General features: G+C 64.8%; 14 protein-coding genes. 3 read left to right on the top strand and 11 right to left on the bottom strand.

What is annotated here, in order from left to right; translation table 11 throughout:
* Positions 1-31: 31 nt before the first annotated feature.
* The 3 genes from BRAD3257_RS01910 to BRAD3257_RS01900 all read right to left on the bottom strand — a co-directional run bounded on the left by BRAD3257_RS01910 (position 32) and on the right by BRAD3257_RS01900 (position 3,161).
* Positions 32-907 carry a F0F1 ATP synthase subunit gamma gene (locus BRAD3257_RS01910; protein ID WP_122400419.1) on the bottom strand — a complete coding sequence of 292 codons (876 nt, stop codon included), beginning with the start codon at positions 905-907 and terminating at the stop codon, positions 32-34.
* 164 nt (positions 908-1,071) lie between these two features.
* Positions 1,072-2,601, bottom strand: coding sequence for a F0F1 ATP synthase subunit alpha (atpA, locus tag BRAD3257_RS01905; protein WP_122400418.1), 1,530 nt, complete (start codon positions 2,599-2,601; stop codon positions 1,072-1,074).
* Positions 2,601-3,161 (bottom strand): F0F1 ATP synthase subunit delta, encoded by a 561-nt coding sequence (locus BRAD3257_RS01900; RefSeq protein WP_122400417.1) that lies wholly within the window; start codon positions 3,159-3,161, stop codon positions 2,601-2,603. Before BRAD3257_RS01900 ends, atpA begins: the two co-directional genes overlap by 1 nt.
* 659 nt (positions 3,162-3,820) lie before the next feature.
* Here BRAD3257_RS01900 and BRAD3257_RS01895 point away from each other — a divergent pair.
* On the top strand, positions 3,821-4,318 hold the full coding sequence (locus tag BRAD3257_RS01895; protein WP_122400416.1) for a septal ring lytic transglycosylase RlpA family protein: 498 nt from the start codon (positions 3,821-3,823) through the stop codon (positions 4,316-4,318).
* 316 nt (positions 4,319-4,634) lie between these two features.
* Here the strand turns inward: BRAD3257_RS01895 and BRAD3257_RS01885 are convergent, their stop codons facing one another.
* Complete coding sequence (locus tag BRAD3257_RS01885) at positions 4,635-6,845, bottom strand: primosomal protein N' (RefSeq protein WP_122400414.1); 2,211 nt, start codon at positions 6,843-6,845, stop codon at positions 4,635-4,637.
* Positions 6,846-6,966: 121 nt separating this feature from the next.
* Here BRAD3257_RS01885 and BRAD3257_RS01880 point away from each other — a divergent pair, with 121 nt between their 5' ends.
* Both BRAD3257_RS01880 and BRAD3257_RS01875 read left to right on the top strand, forming a co-directional pair.
* Positions 6,967-7,932 carry a tyrosine recombinase XerC gene (locus BRAD3257_RS01880; protein WP_122400413.1) on the top strand — a complete coding sequence of 322 codons (966 nt, stop codon included), beginning with the start codon at positions 6,967-6,969 and terminating at the stop codon, positions 7,930-7,932.
* Positions 7,933-8,019: 87 nt separating this feature from the next.
* Entirely contained in the window at positions 8,020-8,610 is a 591-nt protein-coding gene (locus BRAD3257_RS01875) for a DUF4337 domain-containing protein (RefSeq protein ID WP_122400412.1), read from the top strand.
* A gap of 175 nt (positions 8,611-8,785) precedes the next feature.
* On the opposite strand, the gene BRAD3257_RS01870 is transcribed toward BRAD3257_RS01875, so the two are convergent.
* The 7 genes from BRAD3257_RS01870 to BRAD3257_RS01840 all read right to left on the bottom strand — a co-directional run bounded on the left by BRAD3257_RS01870 (position 8,786) and on the right by BRAD3257_RS01840 (position 17,540).
* On the bottom strand, positions 8,786-9,316 hold the full coding sequence (locus BRAD3257_RS01870) for a hypothetical protein (protein ID WP_122400411.1): 531 nt from the start codon (positions 9,314-9,316) through the stop codon (positions 8,786-8,788).
* A gap of 33 nt (positions 9,317-9,349) precedes the next feature.
* On the bottom strand, positions 9,350-10,750 hold the full coding sequence (gene lpdA / locus BRAD3257_RS01865; protein WP_122400410.1) for a dihydrolipoyl dehydrogenase: 1,401 nt from the start codon (positions 10,748-10,750) through the stop codon (positions 9,350-9,352).
* Positions 10,751-10,806: 56 nt separating this feature from the next.
* Complete coding sequence (locus BRAD3257_RS01860; RefSeq protein ID WP_122406323.1) at positions 10,807-11,568, bottom strand: SDR family oxidoreductase; 762 nt, start codon at positions 11,566-11,568, stop codon at positions 10,807-10,809.
* A gap of 54 nt (positions 11,569-11,622) precedes the next feature.
* A complete protein-coding gene (gene odhB / locus BRAD3257_RS01855; protein WP_122400409.1) occupies positions 11,623-12,864 on the bottom strand; it encodes a 2-oxoglutarate dehydrogenase complex dihydrolipoyllysine-residue succinyltransferase in 1,242 nt (413 codons plus the stop codon).
* Positions 12,865-13,046: 182 nt separating this feature from the next.
* The gene (locus BRAD3257_RS01850) at positions 13,047-16,004 is read right to left on the bottom strand and encodes a 2-oxoglutarate dehydrogenase E1 component (protein ID WP_122400408.1); all 2,958 of its coding nucleotides are present in this window, start codon (positions 16,002-16,004) and stop codon (positions 13,047-13,049) included.
* A gap of 137 nt (positions 16,005-16,141) precedes the next feature.
* The gene (gene sucD, locus BRAD3257_RS01845) at positions 16,142-17,026 is read right to left on the bottom strand and encodes a succinate--CoA ligase subunit alpha (protein WP_122400407.1); all 885 of its coding nucleotides are present in this window, start codon (positions 17,024-17,026) and stop codon (positions 16,142-16,144) included.
* Positions 17,027-17,060: 34 nt separating this feature from the next.
* Positions 17,061-17,540 (bottom strand): DUF1579 domain-containing protein, encoded by a 480-nt coding sequence (locus BRAD3257_RS01840; protein ID WP_122400406.1) that lies wholly within the window; start codon positions 17,538-17,540, stop codon positions 17,061-17,063.
* Positions 17,541-17,543: the final 3 nt, after the last annotated feature.

The raw sequence follows: 17,543 nt of genomic DNA, 5'->3' as shown, positions 1-17,543 counted from the left end.
CTGTCTCCTTCGATCCGAATTTCGTGTCCGGTCAGACTGCTTCTGCGCCGGAGATGATTTCGATGAGTTCCTTAGTGATCTGGGCCTGACGCGTGCGGTTGTAGACCAGCGTCTGCTTGCGGATCATCTCGCCGGCGTTGCGGGTGGCGTTGTCCATCGCCGACATCTGCGCACCGTAGAACGAAGCGTTGTTCTCGAGCAGGGCGCGGAAGATCTGCACCGCGAGATTGCGCGGCAACAGGCGCGTGAGGATCTCGTCCTCCTCCGGCTCGTATTCGTAAGAGGTCGCGCTGCCGTTCGCACCGCCTTCCTCGACAACCAGCGGAATGATCTGCTGGGCGGTCGGGACCTGTGCGATCACCGACTTGAATTGCGCGTAGAACAGCGTGCAGACGTCGAACTCGCCGGCGTCGAAACGGGCCAGCACCTTCTTGGCGATGTCCTCGGCGTTGACGAAGCCGAGCTGGCGCACGCTGCGCAGATCGAGATGCTCGACGATCTGCTTGTCGAACTGGCGGCGGAGCTGCTCGTAGCCCTTGCGGCCGACGCAGAAGAACTTCACTTCCTTGCCCTGCGCGGCCAGCGCCAAAGCGCGCTCGCGGGCCAGACGCACGATGGAGGAGTTGAAGGCGCCGGACAGGCCCCGCTCGCCGGTGCAGACCAGCAGCAGGTGCACCTGGTCCCTGCCGGTGCCGGCCAGCAGCTTGGGCGCGCCGGGCGAGCCCGCCGCGGCGCTGGCGATGTTGGAGATCACCGCGCTCATCTTGTTGGCATAGGGACGCGCCGCTTCCGCCGCGGTCTGCGCACGGCGCAGCTTCGAGGCCGCGACCATCTGCATGGCCTTGGTGATCTTTTGCGTCGCCTTCGTGGAGGCGATGCGGACGCGCATGTCTTTAAGTGACGCCATTCTTCGTTCACCCCGGCGGTTCGATCTCTCGGATCAAGCCGCTAGCCTACCCCAATCGTCATGCCCGGGCTCGCCCCGGGCATCCACGTACCGCCTCACACGTCGATAGCCGGTACATCAAATGCGAAGACGCGCTTCGCGCTTTTGCCCGGCCATGATGCCGCTTAAGCGAAGCTCTTCGCAAAGCCGTCGACCGCCGACTTCAGCTTGGCAGCGGTGTCGTCGGAGAGATCGCGGCTGTCGCGAATCGCGGTGAGGATGTCGGCGTGCTTGCCGCGCAGCAGCGAGAGCAGGCCGTCCTCGAACGCGCGCACCTTATTGAGCGGGAGCGGATCGAGATAGCCGTTGGTGCCGGCCCAGATCACGCAAACCTGCTCTTCCATCTTCAGCGGCGAGAACTGCGGCTGCTTCAGGAGCTCGGTCAGGCGCGAACCGCGGTTGAGCAGGCGCTGGGTCGAGGCGTCCAAGTCGGAGCCGAACTGCGCGAAGGCCGCCATTTCGCGGTACTGCGCGAGCTCGCCCTTGATCTTGCCGGCGACCTTCTTGGTGGCCTTGGTCTGCGCCGAGGAGCCGACGCGCGACACCGACAGACCGACGTTCACGGCGGGACGGATGCCTTGGAAGAACAGGTCGGTTTCCAGGAAGATCTGGCCGTCGGTGATCGAGATGACGTTGGTCGGGATGTAGGCCGACACGTCGTTGGCCTGGGTTTCGATGACCGGCAGCGCCGTCAGCGAGCCCGAGCCCATGTCCTTGTTCAGCTTCGCCGCGCGCTCGAGCAGGCGGGAGTGCAGATAGAACACGTCGCCCGGATAGGCTTCGCGCCCGGGCGGACGGCGCAGCAGCAGCGACATCTGGCGATAGGCGACGGCCTGCTTGGACAGGTCGTCATAGATGATGACCGCGTGCATGCCGTTGTCGCGGAAGTACTCGCCCATGGTGCAGCCGGTGAACGGCGCGATGTACTGCATCGGCGCGGGATCGGACGCGGTGGCAGCGACGACGATCGAGTATTCGAGCGCACCCTGCTCCTCCAGCACCTTCACGAACTGAGCGACGGTGGAGCGCTTCTGGCCGACTGCGACGTAGACGCAGTAGAGCTTGATGTTCTCGTCCGGCTGCGCGTTCAGCGGCTTCTGGTTCAGGATGGTGTCGAGCGCGATCGCGGTCTTGCCGGTCTGGCGGTCGCCGATGATCAGCTCGCGCTGGCCGCGGCCGATCGGGATCAGGGCGTCGATCGCCTTGAGGCCGGTCGCCATCGGCTCGTTCACCGACTTGCGCGGAATGATGCCGGGCGCCTTGACGTCGACGCGCATGCGCTTCTCGGCCTGGATCGGGCCCTTGCCGTCGATCGGGTTGCCGAGCGCGTCGACGACGCGGCCGAGCAGGCCCTTGCCGACCGGCGCGTCCACGATGGCGCGGGTGCGCTTGACGGTCTGACCTTCCTTGATCTCGCGGTCGGCACCGAAAATAACGACACCGACGTTGTCGGTTTCGAGGTTCAGCGCCATGCCGCGGGTGCCGTTCTCGAACTCGACCATTTCACCGGCCTGGACGTTGTCCAGACCGTAGACGCGGGCGATACCGTCGCCGACGGACAGCACCTGTCCGACTTCGGAGACTTCAGCTTCCTGGCCGAAATTCTTGATCTGGTCCTTGAGGATCGCGGAAATTTCCGCGGCGCGGATGTCCATCAGCCTGCCTCTTTCATCGCGTGCTTGATCGAATTGAGTTTGGTGCGAAGCGAACCATCCACCATGCGGCTGCCGAGCTTGACGACGAGGCCACCGATGATCGAGGGATCGACTTTCACGTTCAGCGCGACATCCTTGCCGGTCACCGACTTCAGGGCAACCTTGAGGGCATCGAGATTCTTGTCCGAGAGCGCTTCGGCGACGGTGATGTCGGCCGTCGTCTCGCCCTTGAACTTGGCGACGAGAGCGCGATAGGCGCGAATGACGTCGGCCACCGCGAACAGGCGGCGGTTGGCGGTCAGCACCTTCAGGAAGTTGGCGGTGATGCCGGCGATACCGGCCTTGTCCAGCACGGCCGAGAGGGCCCGGGACTGGGCGTCCGCCGCGAACACCGGGCTGCGGACGAGACGCTTGAGATCGGCGCTCTCATTCAGCAGGGCATCGAATTTGTCGAGATCGGCTTTGACCTCGTCGACCACTTTCTGGTCGCGGGCCAGTTCAAACAAGGCCGTTGCATAACGGCCGGACACACCTGAAACGGACGTATCTTCTGCAGCCACAGACGCGCTCTTTATGCTGTCAAACTCGCAAGGGAAAAACCGTCGCCACAAAGCGGCGCCTAGCGATCCAAGCCCTTGGAATTCAAGCGGGACTTCGATTTTCGACCAGCACGGGAGGTGCCGGGCTCGTTAAAATCGCGGCTTTGCTAACATAGCAGGCGCGCAGGTGCAACATGACGCCAAATTAAAGGCATGAGGTTCTGTCGCCAGTTCGTCGCAGCCGGGGAGGCCTCGCGAGCGACGGCGACGAGTTGGCGCCGATGTCCTCCCACGTCGCGGAAAATGGGCGTGAGCCCGGTCGCGACCTCTCCATTGGTTCCTGCCGCCAGCGCATAGCGGCCATGAACACGGATCAGTGAGGCGTGAATCCGGCCTCGCCAGTTCCACCCGCCGAATACTTACCGAATTCTAAATGGTCGCGCCGATGACTTGGCTTTACAGTAATCCCAAGTAATCAATAGGTTAATAAATCGTTAAAGCCGAAGAATATGGCACGTCGACCGAATATCGCGCGGCGGTAACAAGATATTTCATGACCAAACATCGCGGATTTACTGCCTAATTCACGCCGCATTAGGAATCGAAATGCCAACCCGCTCACAAACTGATGGGGGCTCCACTAGCCACATATGTGGCAATACTAGCTTAGGGACCGATAAATGCTGTCTTTGAAGACGCTGGGCTCTGTGACCCGGCCGCGCACGGCGATCGCTTTCGTTGCCGCAACTCTCCTCGTCGGTGGAACTGCCACCGAGGCTTCCGCCAAATCCAGGCATCACCGGCATCATCACCGCCACCACGCCCAAGCTGACACCAACGCGAGCTCCGATTGGCGGAATGCCAATGCGTCGATGACGCCGACCTCCGGCACCGGCCACAGCTTCTCCGGCATGGCCTCCTATTACGGCAACGAGTCCGGCAGCCGGACCGCCTCGGGTCAGCGCTTCAACCAGAACGCCTTGACCGCGGCGCACCGTTCACTGCCATTCGGCACCAAGCTGCGCGTCACCCATCGCGGCCAGAGCGTGATCGTCACCATCAACGACCGCGGTCCGTTCATTCGCGGCCGTGTCCTCGACCTCTCCACCGGCGCTGCCCGCGCCATCGGCCTCACCGGCGCCGGCGTCGGCCGCGTCACCGCGGAAGTCGTCTCCTAAGGCGTTCGCCTTACACGCGCAGTTTTCATCAGTTTGATGCGCGCCTGAAACAAGCCCGTGGTCTTGGGGGACCGCGGGCTTTTTGTTTGGCCACCGCCCCTCTCCCACGTCATTGCGAGCGAAGCGAAGCAATCCAGCATCTTTCCGCGGAAGGACTCCGGATTGCTTCGTCGCAAGGGCTCCTCGCAATGACGTGGAGAGAGTGTGCCTAAAGCATGATCCGGAAAAGTGCGAAGCGGTTTTCCGGAAAGATCATGCGTAAACAACAAGCTGAAGCGCGATGACGATTCATCCAAATCTCATCGCGCTTTAGCCCCTACAAAAAGCTCTGCGGATCGACGTCGACTTCGAGCTTTTGATTGCCTGTCGGCTTCGGGCAGACGGCGAGCCAGTTGCGCAAGTAGTCCGAGAGATCGAAACCGCGCGCCGATTTCACCAGGATGCGGAAGCGGTAGCGGCCCTTGATGACGGCGAGCGGGGCTTCGGCCGGGCCGAGCACCACGACGCGCTCGTCGCGGGGCGCGAGCGCGACGAGCTTGCGGCCGAGACCTTCGGCACTCGGGCGGTCGCCTGCGGAAATGATCAGGCTCGCGAGCCGGCCGAACGGCGGATAGAGCGTCTTCTCGCGCAGATCGATCTCGCTGTCGTAGAAGGCCTCGCGGTCGCAGGCGACGAGCGCCCGCATCACGGGATGATCGGGCTGATGAGTCTGCAGATAGCCGACGCCGCGGCCCTGCTCGCGACCGGCACGGCCGATCACCTGGTTGAGCAATTGCCAGGTCCGTTCCGCCGCGCGCGGATCGCCATTGGACAGACCGAGATCCGCATCGACCACGCCGACCAGATTGAGCCGCGGGAAGTTGTGACCCTTTGCCACGAGCTGCGTGCCGATGATGATATCGACGCGGCCCTCCGCGATTTCGGCAAGCTCGGAGCGCATCGTCTCGATCGAGGTGATGAGATCGCTCGACAGCACCATGGTGCGCGCTTCCGGGAACAACGCCGCCGCCTCCTCCTGCAGGCGCTCGACGCCGGGACCAATGGCGACCAGCGATTCCTCGGCCGAACAGTTCGGACAGAGATGCGGGCGCGGCATCGAGAAACCGCAATGGTGACAGACCAGGCGCTGGCGGAAGCGGTGATCGACCAGCCAGGCGTCGCAGATCGTGCAGGCGAAGCGATGGCCGCAGGCACGGCAGAGCGTCAGCGGCGCATAGCCGCGGCGGTTGAGGAACAAGAGCGCCTGCTCGCGCTTTTCGATCGCGGTCCTGATCTCGCCGGCAAGCCGCGGCGAGATGAAGCGGCCGCGCGCGGGCGGCTCGCGGCGCAGATCGATCGCCTCGATATGCGGCATGTGCTGGCCGCCGAAGCGCGAGGGCAGCGCGATGCGCTGATAGCGGTTCTTGCGCGCATTGACCTCGGACTCGACCGAGGGCGTCGCCGACGCCAGCACGACCGGGATTTTTGCGATGTGCCCGCGCACCACCGCCATGTCGCGGGCGTGATAGTGCACGCCATCGTCCTGCTTGTAGGCCTGGTCGTGCTCCTCGTCGACGACGATCAGGCCGAGATTGGCATAGGGGAGAAACAGCGCCGAGCGCGCGCCGACCACGACCGGCGCAGTCCCTGCGGAGATCGCCGCCCAATTGCGCGCGCGGGTGCGCGGCGTCAGTTCGGAGTGCCATTCGATCGGCCGCACGCCAAAACGCTGCGCAAAGCGATCGAGAAACTGTCCGGTCAGCGCGATCTCCGGCATCAGGATCAGCGATTGCCTGCCACGACGGATCGTCTCGGCCACCGCCTCGAAATAGACCTCCGTCTTGCCGGAGCCGGTGACGCCGTCGAGCAGCGCGACGTGGAAGGTGCCGTTGGCCGCCAGCGCGCGCATCGTGTCGACCGCGGCGCGCTGCAGCGGCGTGAAATCCGGCCGGCCGAATTCCGGATCGGGCGCCGGCGGCGGCGGAGGCGGCGGCATCGGCTCCACCGTGAGCGTGCCTTCGTCGACGAGGCCGTCGATCACGCCCGAGGAGACGCCGGCTTCCTTGGCCGCCTCGGACTTGCCGTGCAGCAGGCGGTCCGACAGCAGCGCGATCACCCGCTGCCGCGCCGGCGTCAGCCGCTTCGGGGGATCGCCGACCAAGCGTACACCGGCGCGCGCCCGCTCAGGACCGAGATTCTCGCCCATGCGCAGGCACATGCGCAGCACCATGCCGCGCGGGCTCAGCGTGTAATTGGCGACCCAGTCGACCATCTGGCGCAGCTCGGGCTTGAGCGGCGGGATATCGAGCTTTTCGCCGACCTCCTTGAGGCGATTGTGCAGGCGTGGATCCGGGTTGGCGTTTTCGCCCCAGACCACGGCCAGGACCTCGCGAGGCCCAAGCGGCACACTGAGGAGATCGCCCGCCTTCAGCTCCATGCCGCGCGGCACTTTGTAGGAATAGGTCTGGTCGAGCGCGACCGGCACCAGCACGTCGACCATGCGGGTCGCGTTGGCGGGGGCGGTGCTGCTGCGCGAGGTGTGATCCATCAACAGTCTTTGGAGGGAGAATCGGAACCCGGAGTGCGAGGCTAGCGCCGCGGGGCGACCTTAGCGAACAGTAAACTGGTGTGATGCGATATACTGCGCGGAATCACCACGTCCAGAGCGCATGAGCAAAGCGGCCGCCCCAAACATCGAGCTCGCCAGCGCCGATCCCTCGATCACGCAGGAGATGGCGCGCTGGCTGTCGCATCTCGGCGCCGAGCGGCGACTGTCGCCGAAGACGCTGGAGGCCTATGGCCGCGACTTGCGGCAGTGCCTGGATTTCCTCTGTGCCCATTGGGGCGAGCGGGTCACGCTCGAACGGTTCGCGGCGCTCGAAGCCACCGATATCCGCGCCTTCATGGCGATGCGCCGGGCGGACGACATTGCCGGCCGGAGCCTGATGCGCGCGCTCGCGGGGCTGCGTTCGTTTGGACGTTTTCTGGAGCGCGAGGGCAAAGGCAAGGTCGGCGCATTGTCGGCCATCCGCGCGCCAAAAGTCGCAAAAAGCCTGCCGAAGCCACTGCCGATGGCATCGGCAAAGCGTCTTGCCGACGCCGACGAGCGCGCCGGCGAGGAACGCGAGAGCTGGATTCTCGCGCGCGATGCCGCCGTGATGGCGCTGCTCTATGGCTCGGGCCTGCGCATCTCCGAAGCGCTCGGCCTGAAGCGCCGCGAGGTGCCGCGGCCCGGCGAAGGCGACGTGCTGGTCGTGACAGGCAAGGGCAACAAGACCCGCATGGTGCCGGTGCTGCAGAACGTGCTCGAGCTGGTGCAGGAGTACGTCGCGATGTGCCCGTATTCGCTGCCCGCGGAAGGGCCGATCTTCGTCGGCGCGCGCGGCGGGCCGCTCAGCCCGCGCATCATCCAGCTCGCGATGGAGCGGCTGCGCGGCGCGCTGGGACTTCCCGACAGCGCCACACCGCACGCACTGCGCCACTCCTTCGCCACGCATCTGCTGTCGCGCGGCGGCGACCTCCGCGCCATCCAGGAATTGCTCGGCCACTCCTCGCTCTCGACCACGCAGGTCTACACCGGCATCGATTCCGAGCGGCTGCTGGAAGTCTATGCCAGCGCGCATCCGCGGCGGTGAATCCTGACATCAAGCTGTCATCCCGCGCATGCCTCTTGCGCGGCACCCGCGGTTGGGTCAATCGTGCGGAACCAGACAGGAGGACATATGAGCGCACATGAAAGCATGGAGCATGCCGAGCACGCCGAGCACGCGTCCGGCTCGAACAAGAAGATCGCCCTTCTGATCGCCGTGCTGGCGCTGTTCCTTGCGATCTCGGAGACGCTCGGCAAGGGCGCCCAGACCGAATCGATCAGCAAGAACGTCGAGGCCGCCAATCTCTGGGCATTCTTCCAGGCCAAGAGCATCCGCCGCACCGTCGTGCAGACCGCGGCCGAGCAGGGCAAGCTGACGCTCGCCGGCACCGGCGATGACGCGCTGAAGGCGTCGGTACAGAAACAGGTCGAGGACTGGACCAAGACCGCGCAGCGCTACCGCTCCGAGCCCGAGACCGGCGAAGGCACCGAGCAGCTCGCCGAGAAGGCCAAGCATGCCGAGCACGAGCGCGACGAGGCGACCGCGAAGTACCATCACTTCGAGCTGGCGTCGGCGGCCTTCCAGATCGGCATCGTGCTGGCGTCGGCGACCATCATCACCGGCATGTTCGCGCTCGCCTATGTCAGCGGCGTGCTGACGCTCGCCGGCCTGATCATGACCGCGCTCGGCCTGTGGTGGCCGCATCTGTTGCATTTGCATTAAGGGGTGTGTGGCGTGCGGTTTGACGCCACACAGACAGTGTCATGCCCCGGCTTGACCGGGGCATCCAGTACGCTGCGGCTTCTCGGTTCTCATCTCTCTCTCTGTCTCTGGAATACTGGATCGCGCCGGGCGATGACAGCGAGTATGTGGCGAACAGCGAATATGTGACAGAGAGCTAGCGCGCCTGGTGCACGCTCTTGCGAAAACGCTGGATCAGGCGCAGCGTGCGGGAAGACCAGCCCTCGCCATCGCCGGCGATCAGCTGACGGATGCGGCGCTTGATCGGGTCGACCAGCTCAGCGGCCCTGGCGCGCACCTTCAGAACCAGATCATAGATCCGCTCGAACCAGTGCATCTCCAAAAGCTTGTCGCGCGTCACGTCGAACACGAAGGCGGTGACGCCGACGCCAACCATCTTCGCGAAAACGATCGTGAACACTGCGCTGGTCCAGTATTCGTGCGCCAGCAGCCACAGGCCGACCAGCTTGAGCGGAAACAGCGGGATGATGGGGACCGCGAACACGATCAGCGTCATGGCCGGCGACAGCGCATCGACGCGCTCCGTCAGCCATTGCTTGAACCGCGCGAGCGGGATGGCTGCGACGACCCGCGCGACGATCGGCTCGAGATGGTCCCACAGCCAAGCTTCGATCAGGAAGACGATCGCAAGCAGGACCCAGACCGGTTGAAGGAGGCGGCGCAGCATATGTTCCCGCCCGTTTCGGTGCTGGGCGCGTCGCTACATATGGATGGCCCGCTTGCCGACTGCAAGCGCGGCTTCCTTGACCGCCTCCGAGCGGGTCGGATGGGCATGGCAGGTGCGCGCGAGATCTTCTGCGCTGCCACCAAACTCCATGAGAACGCAGGCTTCATGGATCATTTCGCCGGCCTCAATGCCGATAATGTGCACGCCGAGCACGCGATCGGTCTTCGCATCTGCGAGAATCTTCACGAAGCCGTCGGTGGTCTGGTTGACCTTGGAGCGGCCGTTGGCGGTAAAGGGAAACTTCCCGACGGTATAGGCTGTGCCTGCCTGCTTCAATTCCTCCTCGGTCTTGCCGACGGAGGACACTTCCGGCGTGGTATACACGACGCCCGGGATCACATCGTAGTTCACGTGGCCCGCTTGCCCCGCGATGATCTCGGCGACCGCAACGCCTTCGTCCTCGGCCTTGTGCGCGAGCATCGGGCCTGCGACGACGTCGCCGATGGCATAGACGCCCTTGAGGCTGGTGGCGAAATGCGGATCGATCTGGACGCGGCCGCGCGCATCGAGCGCGACGCCGGCTTCCTTCAGGCCGAGCCCATCGGTGTAGGGCGCGCGGCCGATGCAGACCAGAACGACGTCGGCCTCGATGGTCTCGGCGGCACCGCCGGCAGCCGGCTCGATTTTCGCGAGCAGTGCCTTGCTGTTCGCTTCGACGCCGGTGACCTTCGAGCCCAGCTTGAATGCAAATCCCTGCTTCTCAAGGATTCGCTGGAATTGCCGTGCGACCTCGCCATCCATGCCGGGCAGGATGCGATCGAGGAATTCGACCACCATGACCTCGGATCCGAGCCGGCGCCACACGGAGCCGAGTTCGAGCCCGATCACGCCGGCGCCAATGACCAGCAATCTGCCTGGCACCTTCTCCAGCGACAGCGCGCCGGTCGAGGAGACGATGCGCTTCTCGTCGATCTCGATGCCCTTGAGGCGCGCGATGTCGGAGCCGGTGGCGATCACGATGTTCTTGGTCTCGACCACCTGCGACCTGCCGTCGGCGGAGACCTCGACCTTGCCGGTGCCCAAGATCTTGCCGGTGCCCTTGAGCACGTCGACCTTGTTCTTCTTCATCAGGAACTCGACGCCCTTGACGTTGCCGTCGATGCCCTGCTGCTTGAAGTTCATCATCGCGGGAAGATCGAGCTTCGGCGCGGGAACGCTGACGCCCATCTTGGCGAAGGAATGCCCGGCTTCCTCGAACATCTCGGAGGCGTGCAGCAGCGCCTTCGAGGGCATGCAGCCGACATTGAGGCAGGTGCCGCCGAGCGTGGCGTTCTTTTCGACCACCGCGACTTTCATGCCGAGCTGGCTCGCGCGCACCGCGCAGACATAACCGCCCGGTCCGGTGCCGATGACGACGAGATCGTAGGTAGCCATGAGAAAGTCCCGTAAGGTTAGGCGTGATGAGGATGTGTCAGCGTCCGCGCGGCGCGTCAGCGTCCGCCGGACACATCGAGAATCGCTGAGGTGACGTAAGACGCCTCGTCCGACAGCAGCCAGACGATCGCGTTGGCGATTTCATCGGCGGTGCCGACGCGCTTCATCGGCACAAGATGGGCCAGACGATGGGCGCGGTCGGGCTCGCCGCCGGCGGCGTGGATTTCGGTGTCGATCAGGCCCGGGCGAATGCCCGCGACGCGAATGCCCTCGTTCGCAACCTCATAGCCGAGGCCAATGGTGAAGGAATCGATCGCGCCCTTGGAGGCGGCATAGTCGACATAAGTATTCGGCGAGCCGAGCTTGGCGGCGACCGACGACAGATTGACGATGACGCCGCCCTTGCCGCCATGCTTGGTCGACATCCGTTTCACCGCCTCGCGCGCACAGAGGATGGAGCCGGTGACGTTGACCGCCATGACGCGCTGGATGCGCTCGGCCGACATCTCGTCGACCCGCACGCCGCTCTTGCCGACGATGCCGCCATTGTTGACCAGCGCGCCGAGCGTGCCGAACTTGTCGGCTTCCCTGAACAGGTTGAGGATGTCGCCTTCCTCGGCGACGTCGCATTTCACCGCGATGGCCTTGCCGTTCTTGGCCTCGATCTGCGCGACCACCTCGTCGGCGGCATTTTTGTTGCTGGCATAAGCGACCACGACGCGATAGCCGCGCGCGGCCGCCGCAAGCGCGGTCGCCCGCCCGATGCCGCGGCTGCCGCCGGTGATGACAACGACTTTATCCGTCACGCGCGCCTCCATGGTTCGACATGCGCCGTCGCGTCGGTCGCGACGGCGCTCGCAGAGCATTGGGGATCAGAGATCGAGCACCAGGCGCGCCGGATCTTCCAGGCTCTCCTTGACCCGGACCAGGAAGGTGACGGCTTCCTTGCCGTCGATGACGCGGTGATCGTAGGACAACGCCAGATACATCATCGGGCGGACCTCGATCTTGCCGCCGACGACCATCGGCCGCTCCTGGATCTTGTGCATGCCGAGGATACCGGACTGCGGCGCGTTCAGGATCGGCGTCGACATCAGCGAGCCGTAGATGCCGCCATTGGTGATCGTGAAGGTGCCGCCCTGCATCTCGTCGATCTTGAGCTGGCCGTCACGGGCGCGGCGGCCGAAATCGGCGATGCTCTTCTCGATGTCGGAGATCGACTTGTGGTCGCAGTCGCGCACCACGGGCACGACCAGGCCCTTGTCGGTGCCGACGGCGACGCCGATGTGGTAATAGTTCTTGTAGATCAAATCGCTGCCGTCGATCTCGGCGTTGACGGCCGGGATGTCCTTCAGCGCCTGCACGACGGCCTTGGTGAAGAAGCCCATGAAGCCGAGCTTGGCGCCATGCTTCTTCTCGAACGCGTCCTTGTAGTGGGCGCGCAGCGCCATGACGTTGGTCATGTCGACCTCGTTGAAGGTCGTGAGCATGGCCGCGGTGTTCTGCACGTCCTTGAGGCGGCGCGCGATGGTCTGGCGCAGGCGGGTCATCTTGACGCGCTCTTCGCGGGCGGCGTCATCGGCCGGCGACGGCGCGCGGACCTGCACGGCGGCGGCGGGCTGGTTGACCGGGGTCGGCGCCGACGCGGCGCGCTCGATCGCAGCCAGCATGTCGCCCTTGGTGACGCGACCGTCCTTGCCGGAGCCCGGAACGGTGGAGGCGTCGATGCCGGTCTCGGCCGACAGTTTTCGCACCGAAGGCGCGAGCGGGGCATCGGCCGGCGGCGCCTTGGCGGCGGCAGCGGGAGCCGGCGCGGGAGCAGCGGCAGCAGCAGGAGCAGCAGCCTTGGCCGGCGCGGCGGCGGGCTTGGCGGCGCCGGCACCATCGGTGATCTGACCAAGTAGCGCGCCCACAGCAACGGTCGCGCCATCGGCGGCGATGATCTCGCTCAGCGTGCCCGCGGAGGGCGCCGGGACTTCGATGGTGACCTTGTCGGTCTCGAGCTCCACCAAGGGCTCGTCGACGGCGACGGGGTCGCCGGCCTTCTTGAACCAGCGGCCGATGGTGGCCTCGGTGACGGATTCGCCGAGCGTCGGCACACGAATTTCAGTCATGGTCTCTTCCTTAAGGGATCGCCAGTAGCGGTCATGAATTTCATACGTCATTGCCCGCGAAGGCGGGCAATCCAGTACGCCGTGACCTTCGTGATCAGAACGAAAGCCGCGTCGTACTGGATGCCCCGCCCCCGTGCGCAATTGCGCACTGGGCGGGGCATGACAGAGTCCTAAAGAACTTCTCAGCTCAGTGCTTCGTCCAGGAACGCCTTCAGCTGCGCCTGATGCTTGGACATCAGACCCGTGGCAGTCGCGGCGGAAGCGGCGCGGCCGACATAACGCGGACGCCGGCTCGCACCGTTCACCTGGTTCAGCACCCATTCCAGATAGGGCTCGATGAAGTGCCAGGCGCCCATGTTGCGCGGCTCTTCCTGGCACCACACCACTTCGGCCTTCTTGAAGCGCGACAGCTCGGCCACCAGCGCCTTCAGCGGCACCGGATAGAGCTGCTCGACGCGCATCAGATAGATGTCATCGATGCCGCGCCTCTCGCGCTCCTCGTAGAGGTCGTAATAGACCTTGCCGGAGCACAGCACGATGCGGCGGATCTTCTCGTCCTGAACGAGCTTGATCGCTTCGTTCGGCAGCATCTGGGCGTCATCGTAGAGGATGCGGTGGAAGGTCGTGCCCTTCGCGAGCTCCTCGAGACGCGACACCGCCCGCTTGTGGCGCAGCAGCGACTTCGGCGTCATCATGATCAGCGGCTTGCGGATCTCGCGATGCAGCTGCCGGCGCAGCACGTGGAAGTAGTTCGCCGGCGTGGTCGGGTAGACCACCTGCATGTTGTCTTCCGCGCACATCTGCAGGTAACGCTCGAGACGCGCCGAGGAATGCTCCGGCCCCTGGCCTTCATAGCCGTGCGGCAGCAGGCAGACGAGACCGGACATGCGCAGCCATTTGCGTTCGCCCGAGGAGATGAACTGGTCGAACACGACCTGCGCGCCGTTGGCGAAATCGCCGAACTGGGCCTCCCACAGCGTCAGCGTGTTCGGCTCGGCGAGCGAGTAGCCGTATTCGAAGCCGAGCACGGCCTCTTCCGACAGCAGCGAGTTGATGACCTCGTAATGGCCCTGCTCGCCGCCGAGATGGTTGAACGGCGTGTAGCGGCTTTCGTCCTCCTGGTCGATCAGGACCGAGTGGCGCTGCGAGAAGGTGCCGCGCTCCGAATCCTGTCCGGACAGGCGGACGTGGTGTTTTTCGTTCAGCAGCGAGCAGAACGCCAACGCCTCGCCGGTCGCCCAGTCGATACCGGTACCAGTGTCGATCGCCTTCGAGCGGTTATCGAGGAAACGCTGGATGGTGCGGTGAACGCGGAAGCCGTCCGGCACCTTGGTGATCTTGCGGCCGATGTCCTTCAGCGTGGCAATGTCGACGCCGGTGACGCCGCGCCGCGCATCCTCTTCCTGGTCGGCAATCTTGAAGCCGGCCCACTTGCCGTCGAGCCAGTCGGCCTTGTTCGGCTTGTAGGAGGTGCCGGCCTCGAACTCGGCATCGAGCCGCGCGCGCCAGTCGGCCTTCAGCTTGTCGACCTCGCCCTCGGTGACCACGCCCTCGGCGATCAGGCGCTTGGCATAGAGCGACAGCGTCGACGGATGGGCCGCGATCCGCTTGTACATGACCGGCTGCGTGAACGCCGGCTCATCGCCCTCGTTGTGGCCGTAGCGCCGATAGCACCACATGTCGATGACGACGGGCTTGTGGAATTTCTGCCGGAACTCGGTCGCGACCTTGGCGGCGAACACGACGGCTTCCGGATCGTCGCCGTTCACGTGGAAGATCGGCGCGTCGATCATCTTCGCCACATCGGACGGATAGGGCGAGGAGCGCGAGTAACGCGGATAGGTGGTGAAGCCGATCTGGTTGTTGACGATGAAGTGCACGGAGCCGCCGGTGCGGTAGCCCTTCAGGTCCGACAGGCCGAAGCACTCGGCGACCACGCCCTGGCCGGCGAACGCGGCGTCGCCATGCATCAGGAGCGGCATCACGGAGATGCGCATGTCCGGCGGATCGCCGTGCTGGTCCTGCTTGGCGCGGACCTTGCCGAGCACGACGGGATCGACGATCTCGAGATGCGAGGGGTTGGCGGTCAGCGACAGGTGGATGCGGTTGCCGTCGAACTCGCGGTCCGAGGAAGCGCCGAGGTGATACTTGACGTCGCCGGAGCCTTCGACGTCCTCCGGGTTGGCGGAGCCGCCCTTGAACTCGTGGAACAGCGCGCGGTGCGACTTGCCCATCACCTGCGTCAGGACGTTGAGGCGGCCGCGATGCGGCATGCCGAGCACGATCTCCTTCACGCCGAGATTGCCGCCGCGCTTGATGATCTGCTCCAGCGCGGGGATCAGGGATTCGCCGCCGTCGAGGCCGAAACGCTTGGTGCCGGTGAACTTGGTGTCGCAGAACTTCTCGAAGCCTTCGGCTTCGACCAGCTTCATCAGGATGGCTCTGCGGCCTTCGCGCGTGAACGAGATCTCCTTATCGGGTCCCTCGATGCGCTCCTGGATCCAGGCCTTCTGCGCGGCATTGCTGATATGCATGAACTCGACGCCGAGCGTCTGGCAGTAGGTGCGCTCGCAGATCGCGACGATATCGCGCAGCGTGCCGTATTCGAGGCCGAGCACGTGATCGAGGAAGATCTTGCGGTCGTAATCGGCTTCGCTGAAGCCGTAGGTGCGCGGGTCGAGCTCTTCGCGGTTGCGCTGGGCTTCGATGCCGAGCGGGTCGAGCTTGGCGTGGAAGTGGCCGCGCATGCGGTAGGAGCGGATCAGCATCAGGGCGCGAACGGAGTCGCGCGTGGCCTGGAGGACATCGGCGGAAGAGATATCGGCGCCCTTGGCCTGGGCCTTGGCGGCGATCTTGGCGCCGACCGCCTTCTCGACCTCGGCCCAATTGCCGTCGAGCGCGGAGGTCAGATCGTCCCGCGGGGTCAGCGGCCAGTTGTCGCGCTCCCAGGACGGTCCTTCCGCGTTCTTGCTGATGTCAGCGGGCTGGTCGTTGAGGCTCTTGAAGAACTCCTGCCACTCGGCGTCGACCGAGGTCGGGTCCTTCTCGTAGCGGGCGTAGATTTCGTCGATGTAGGTGGCGTTGGTGCCCTGCAAAAAGGATGACAAGGCAAAGGCTGCGTTCGCGTCCTGGCGAGACATACTTGAGTTCCTGGCGATTTCGGTTCGCGCATAACAAACGGCGCTGGCGCCGAGCTTCCCCGACAGGGCTCGACGCGACAGGCACCCTTTACCCTATTTGCTGCGAAACTTCGCCCGGAAAAGCACGAAGAAGTGAATTAGCCCTTCAACTTTTCGGCAAGCGTATGGCCGAGGCGCGCGGGCGACGGGGACACTGTAATCCCTGCCGATTTCATCGCCTCGGTCTTGGAACCGGCGTCGCCCTTGCCGCCCGAGATGATCGCGCCGGCATGGCCCATGCGGCGGCCGGGAGGGGCCGTGACGCCCGCGATGAAGCCGACCATCGGCTTCTTACGGCCGCGCTTGGCCTCGTCCTTGAGGAACTGGGCGGCGTCCTCCTCGGCGGAACCGCCGATCTCGCCGATCATGATGATCGATTCGGTCTTGGGGTCGGCGAGCAGCATCTCCAGCACGTCGATGAACTCGGTGCCCTTGACCGGGTCGCCGCCGATGCCGACCGCGGTGGTCTGGCCGAGGCCTTCCTGGGAGGTCTGGAACACGGCCTCATAGGTCAGCGTGCCCGAGCGGGAGACGATGCCGACCGAGCCGGTCTTGAAGATATTGGCGGGCATGATGCCGATCTTGCACTCACCGGCGGTCATGACGCCCGGGCAGTTCGGCCCGATCAGGCGCGACTTGGAGCCGATCAGCGAGCGCTTCACGCGCACCATGTCGATAACAGGAATGCCCTCGGTGATGCAGACGATCAGCGGGATCTCGGCGTCGATGGCTTCGCAGATCGCGTCCGCCGCGCCCGGCGGCGGGACGTAGATCACCGACGCGTCGGCGCCGGTCTTCTCACGCGCCTCGCGCACGGTGTCGAACACCGGCAGGCCCAGATGCGTCGAGCCGCCTTTGCCCGGCGAGGTGCCACCGACCATCTTGGTGCCGTAGGCGATCGCGGCCTCGGAATGGAAGGTGCCGTTCTTGCCGGTGAAGCCCTGGCAGATGACCTTGGTGTTCTTGTCGATCAGGATGGACATGAGGTCTGCTTTCGCGAACTAACGAGTGAGAGGGTCAGTGGATGCGGCGGTAGACGCCGGTGAGGACGTCGGACCAGCCTTCCGCGTCCGGCGAGAACTGGATCTTCAACGAATAGGAATTGTCGTCGATGATCTCGTAGACGTGGCGCGCATTGCCACGGAGCGAGCCGCGCACCAGCGTCAGGGTCTTGCCGACCCACCCGCCGGAGGCGGGCGAGGGCGGCGTGTAGCCGAGCGAATCGTACCAGAACAGTTTGTAGGTCCGGTCGTCGCGATCGTAGGTGAAGATGCCGTGGGTGGCGAAGACCTGCTTGCCCTCGCGCATCTGGACACCGTCCTGGATCAGATAGAATCCGTTGAGGTCCATGCGCGCGACGACGTGAGAGGTCGCCGGTCCGCCCTCCGTCCAGCGCGACGGAAAGACCACCTCTTCGCCAGTCCATTCGCCGGCGAACGCGGCGAGACGCGCATGCTCGGGGAGCGGAGATGATGCGGCGAGATGGTCCTGGGCCATGGC

This window comes from Bradyrhizobium vignae (assembly GCF_900324035.1).
In the GTDB taxonomy this organism is placed as follows: domain Bacteria; phylum Pseudomonadota; class Alphaproteobacteria; order Rhizobiales; family Xanthobacteraceae; genus Bradyrhizobium; species Bradyrhizobium vignae.
Note: the sequence above shows the minus strand (reverse complement) of the source record. Positions and strands in the feature narration are given on the sequence as shown.

What these genes read in the sequence shown, in the direction of transcription:
- lpdA (WP_122400410.1), bottom strand. Translation starts at nt 10,750, where the DNA reads ATGGCTACCTACGATCTCGTCGTCATCGGCACCGGACCGGGCGGTTAT.
- BRAD3257_RS01895 (WP_122400416.1), top strand. Translation starts at nt 3,821, where the DNA reads ATGCTGTCTTTGAAGACGCTGGGCTCTGTGACCCGGCCGCGCACGGCG.
- BRAD3257_RS01870 (WP_122400411.1), bottom strand. Translation starts at nt 9,316, where the DNA reads ATGCTGCGCCGCCTCCTTCAACCGGTCTGGGTCCTGCTTGCGATCGTC.
- sucD (WP_122400407.1), bottom strand. Translation starts at nt 17,026, where the DNA reads ATGTCCATCCTGATCGACAAGAACACCAAGGTCATCTGCCAGGGCTTC.
- BRAD3257_RS01850 (WP_122400408.1), bottom strand. Translation starts at nt 16,004, where the DNA reads ATGTCTCGCCAGGACGCGAACGCAGCCTTTGCCTTGTCATCCTTTTTG.
- BRAD3257_RS01875 (WP_122400412.1), top strand. Translation starts at nt 8,020, where the DNA reads ATGAGCGCACATGAAAGCATGGAGCATGCCGAGCACGCCGAGCACGCG.
- atpA (WP_122400418.1), bottom strand. Translation starts at nt 2,601, where the DNA reads ATGGACATCCGCGCCGCGGAAATTTCCGCGATCCTCAAGGACCAGATC.
- BRAD3257_RS01880 (WP_122400413.1), top strand. Translation starts at nt 6,967, where the DNA reads ATGAGCAAAGCGGCCGCCCCAAACATCGAGCTCGCCAGCGCCGATCCC.
- BRAD3257_RS01860 (WP_122406323.1), bottom strand. Translation starts at nt 11,568, where the DNA reads ATGGAGGCGCGCGTGACGGATAAAGTCGTTGTCATCACCGGCGGCAGC.
- BRAD3257_RS01840 (WP_122400406.1), bottom strand. Translation starts at nt 17,540, where the DNA reads ATGGCCCAGGACCATCTCGCCGCATCATCTCCGCTCCCCGAGCATGCG.
- BRAD3257_RS01910 (WP_122400419.1), bottom strand. Translation starts at nt 907, where the DNA reads ATGGCGTCACTTAAAGACATGCGCGTCCGCATCGCCTCCACGAAGGCG.
- odhB (WP_122400409.1), bottom strand. Translation starts at nt 12,864, where the DNA reads ATGACTGAAATTCGTGTGCCGACGCTCGGCGAATCCGTCACCGAGGCC.
- BRAD3257_RS01885 (WP_122400414.1), bottom strand. Translation starts at nt 6,845, where the DNA reads ATGGATCACACCTCGCGCAGCAGCACCGCCCCCGCCAACGCGACCCGC.